This is a genomic window from Achromobacter sp. 1011811831 (assembly GCF_059760905.1).
Map to the genome: position 1 here is coordinate 1 of NZ_JCBANG010000174.1, position 3,672 is coordinate 3,672.

General features: G+C 67.1%; 3 protein-coding genes and 1 pseudogene. All 4 read right to left on the reverse strand.

What is annotated here, in order from left to right:
• Positions 1-267, reverse strand: a pseudogene (locus AC6LJ9_RS30310) (DNA methyltransferase); the annotation flags it as partial.
• A 35-nt stretch (positions 268-302) separates the two neighbouring features.
• Positions 303-731: a CopD family protein gene (locus AC6LJ9_RS30315; RefSeq protein WP_498150407.1), complete on the reverse strand. Its 429-nt coding sequence runs from the start codon at positions 729-731 to the stop codon at positions 303-305.
• 141 nt (positions 732-872) lie between these two features.
• Entirely contained in the window at positions 873-2,324 is a 1,452-nt protein-coding gene (locus tag AC6LJ9_RS30320) for a bifunctional 2-methylcitrate dehydratase/aconitate hydratase (RefSeq protein ID WP_498150408.1), read from the reverse strand.
• An 89-nt stretch (positions 2,325-2,413) separates the two neighbouring features.
• A complete protein-coding gene (gene prpC / locus AC6LJ9_RS30325) occupies positions 2,414-3,619 on the reverse strand; it encodes a bifunctional 2-methylcitrate synthase/citrate synthase (protein WP_498150409.1) in 1,206 nt (401 codons plus the stop codon).
• Positions 3,620-3,672: the final 53 nt, after the last annotated feature.

Sequence of the window (3,672 nt, forward strand, 5' to 3'; positions counted from 1 at the left end):
GCCAGCGTCGGCTCGACCGGCGCCGCCACGGGCCGCGGCGGGCTTGCGCGGGGCGCGTTCGCCGTCGCCAGCGTCGCGCGCGGGCGCGTCCGGCGTCTTCAGGCGTTCGATCTTTTCCTTGTCGCGCTCGATCTGGGCGACCAGGCGGGCGCGGGCGCCGCTGCGGCTGCGCTTGGCGGGCGTGGCCTCGCTTTCGGCGCGGGCGTCGCGCGCGGTTTTCTTGATTGTCAGCGTCTTGCGCGGACGGTCCTGTTCATCAGAGGACATGCGGATCCTGGCTTATGGGCAAAGGCAGAGGGGAATCAGAAGGGTTTGACGACGACCAGCGCCACCACCGCCAAAAGCAGCAAGACGGGAACTTCGTTGAACCAGCGATAGAACTTGTGCGAACGGGTGTTCTTGCCCTGTTCGAATTTGCGCAGCATGACGCCACAGGCGTGATGGTAGCCGATCACGAGCAGCACGAAAAAGAGCTTGGCGTGCATCCAGCCGTTGCCCGGGCCCACGCCGATGCCGTAGCCCAGGTACAGCCACATGCCCAGGATGACGGCGATCACGGCCAGCATGGTGGTGAAGCGGTACAACCGGCGCGCCATGCCCAGCAGGGTGGCCTGGACCGAGGCGTCGGATTGCTGGGCCAGGTTGACGAAGATGCGCGGCAGGTAGAACAGCCCGGCGAACCAGGAGGCGATGAAGACGATATGGAAGGTCTTGATCCAGAGCATGGCCATGGCGCGGTCCCGTTTGCGTGGAAAGCCGCATTGTAAGCCGCGGCTTTTGCGCGCCAGGACGATCTGGCGGGCGCGGGCGCCGCGCCAGGGCGAGCGGACGAGAGGGAAGCGCCACGGGCGCTCCCGGGGTTCCCGCCTGGCCTAGATCACGTAGAGGTCGACGTATTCGTTCACCGGCATCGCCTCCAGCCGCGCCTGGTCCAGCGAAGCATCCAGGATGCGGCGCTGCTGCCGGTCCGGGAACACGCGGGCGAGGTTGGTGCGGAACTTGGCTTCCAGCAGCGGGATGCCCTCGGCGCGGCGGCGCAGGTGGCCGATCGGGTATTCGCAGACCACCTCGTCCAGCCTGGCGCCGTCCTCGAACTCCACGGTCAGCGCGTTGGCGATGGAGCGCTTGGCCGGATCGTGATAGTCGCGGGTATAGGCGGGATCCTCGACGCAGACGATCTTGGCGCGCAGGGCGTCGATGCGGGGATCGCGCGCCACGCCGTCCTCGTAGTCGGCGGCCGTGAGGCGGCCGTACAGCAGCGGCACGGCGACCATGTACTGGATGCAGTGGTCGCGGTCGGCCGGGTTGTTCAGCGGGCCCTGCTTGTCGATGATGCGGATGCAGGCCTCGTGCGTGCGGATGACGATGCGGCTGATGTCCTCGGCCTTGCGGCCCAGCAGCCGCAGCCGCTCGTGCAGCTGCATCGCGCATTCCACGGCGGTCTGGGCGTGGAACTCGGCCGGATACGAGATCTTGAACAGCACGTTCTCCATCACGTAGCTGCCATAGGGCCGCTGGAACTTGAACGGCTGTCCCTTGAACAGTACGTCGTAGAAGCCCCAGGTCTTGGCGCTGAGCACCGACGGATAGCCCATCTCGCCGCTGCGGGCGATCAGTGCCAGGCGCACGGCGCGGCTGGTGGCGTCGCCGGCGGCCCAGCTCTTGCGGCTGCCGGTGTTGGGCGCGTGGCGATAGGTTCGCAGGCTCTGGCCGTCGACCCAGGCCAGCGACACGGCGTTGATGACTTCGTCGCGGTCCAGGCCCAGCATCTGCGCCACCACGGCGGTGGACGCCACCTTGACCAGCACGACGTGATCCAGGCCGACCTTGTTGAAGGAGTTCTCCAGCGCGATGCAGCCCTGGATCTCGTGCGCCTTGATCATGCCGGCGAGCACGGCGCGCATGGTCAGGGGCGGCTTGCCGGCGGCCACGGCGGTGCGCGACAGCCAGTCGGCGACGGCCAGGATGCCACCCAGGTTGTCGGACGGATGGCCCCATTCGGCGGCCAGCCAGGTGTCGTTGAAATCCAGCCAGCGGATCATCGCGCCGATGCTGAAGGCAGCCTGCACCGGGTCCAGCTGGAACTGGGTGCCGGGGACCTTTGCGCCTTGCGGCACCACCGTGCCTGGCACGATCGGACCCAGCAGCTTGCGGCACGCCGGGTACTCCAGCGCTTCCAGGCCGCAGCCCAGCGTGTCGATCAGGCAGTTGCGCGCGGTCTCGTAGGCGAGATCGCTCTGGATGTCATGGTTGAGAACGTAGTCCGCGATATCGGCCAGCACCTGGTCGGGATCGGGACGCACGTTGGAGATGGGGGCGGACATGCGGATACCTCTCCTGGAAATGGATACAGGAGGCCGCGACGGGCCCGCGCGGCGCCGGATGGGACGACGACGGGCCCGGGGCGGTCACGTTACTTCCGCTTCTCGATCGGCACGAACTTCTGGTCTTCCGGGCCCACGTAGTTGGCGGTGGGGCGGATGATCTTGTTGTCGACGCGCTGCTCGATGATGTGGGCCGACCAGCCCGCCGTGCGCGCGATGACGAACAGCGGGGTGAACATGGCGGTGGGCACGCCCATCATGTGGTAGCTGACGGCCGAGAACCAGTCCAGGTTGGGGAACATCTTCTTGATGTCCCACATGACGGTTTCCAGGCGCTCGGCGATGTCGAACATCTTGGTGCTGCCGGCCTTCTTCGAGAGCTTGCGGGCGACTTCCTTGATGACCTTGTTGCGCGGGTCGGAGACGGTGTAGACCGGGTGGCCGAAGCCGATCACGACTTCCTTGGCCTCGACGCGGCGGCGGATGTCGGCCTCGGCTTCGTCCGGGGTCTCGTAGCGCTTCTGCACTTCGAAGGCGACTTCGTTGGCGCCGCCGTGCTTGGGGCCGCGCAGCGCGCCGATGGCGCCGGTGATGGCCGAATAGATGTCCGAGCCCGTGCCGGCGATCACGCGGCCGGTGAAGGTCGAGGCATTGAATTCATGCTCGGCGTACAGGTTCAGCGAGATGTGCATGGCGCGCACCCACTCTTCGCTGGGCTTCTCGCCGTGCAGCAGGTGCAGGAAGTGGCCGCCGATGCTGTCGTCGTCGGTCTGCACGTCGATGGTGCGGCCGTTGTGGCTGTAGTGGTACCAGTACAGCAGGGCCGAGCCCAGGTTGGCCATCAGGCGGTCGGCGATGTCGCGCGCGCAGGGCAGGTTGTGGTCGTCCTTCTCGGGCAGCACGCAGCCCAGCACCGACACGGCCGTGCGCATCACGTCCATCGGGTGGCTGGCGGCGGGCAGCGCTTCCAGCGCCAGTTGCAGCTGCACCGGCAGGCCGCGCAGGCTGCGCAGCTTTTCCTTGTAGGCCTTCAGTTCGGCCTTGGTCGGCAGCTTGCCGTGGACCAGCAGGTGGGCGATTTCCTCGAACTCGCAGGTGTCGGCGACATCCAGGATGTCGTAGCCGCGGTAGTGCAGGTCGTTGCCGCTGCGGCCGACGGTACACAGCGCGGTATTGCCGGCGACGACGCCGGACAGCGCCACGGATTTCTTGGGCTTGAACGCCGCCTTTTCCTCGGGCTGGGCCTGCGTCTTCGCGTCCGCCTTGGGGGCTTGCTTCTTGGGGGCCGTGCTCATGTCTCTACTCTCCTTGCCTTGCGGGATGGTCAATGCAGTGGGACGGGCGGGCG

Excerpts from the sequence above, each read along its gene's own strand:
- prpC (WP_498150409.1), bottom strand. The coding sequence starts at position 3,619 with ATGAGCACGGCCCCCAAGAAGCAAGCCCCCAAGGCGGACGCGAAGACG.
- AC6LJ9_RS30320 (WP_498150408.1), bottom strand. The coding sequence starts at position 2,324 with ATGTCCGCCCCCATCTCCAACGTGCGTCCCGATCCCGACCAGGTGCTG.
- AC6LJ9_RS30315 (WP_498150407.1), bottom strand. The coding sequence starts at position 731 with ATGGCCATGCTCTGGATCAAGACCTTCCATATCGTCTTCATCGCCTCC.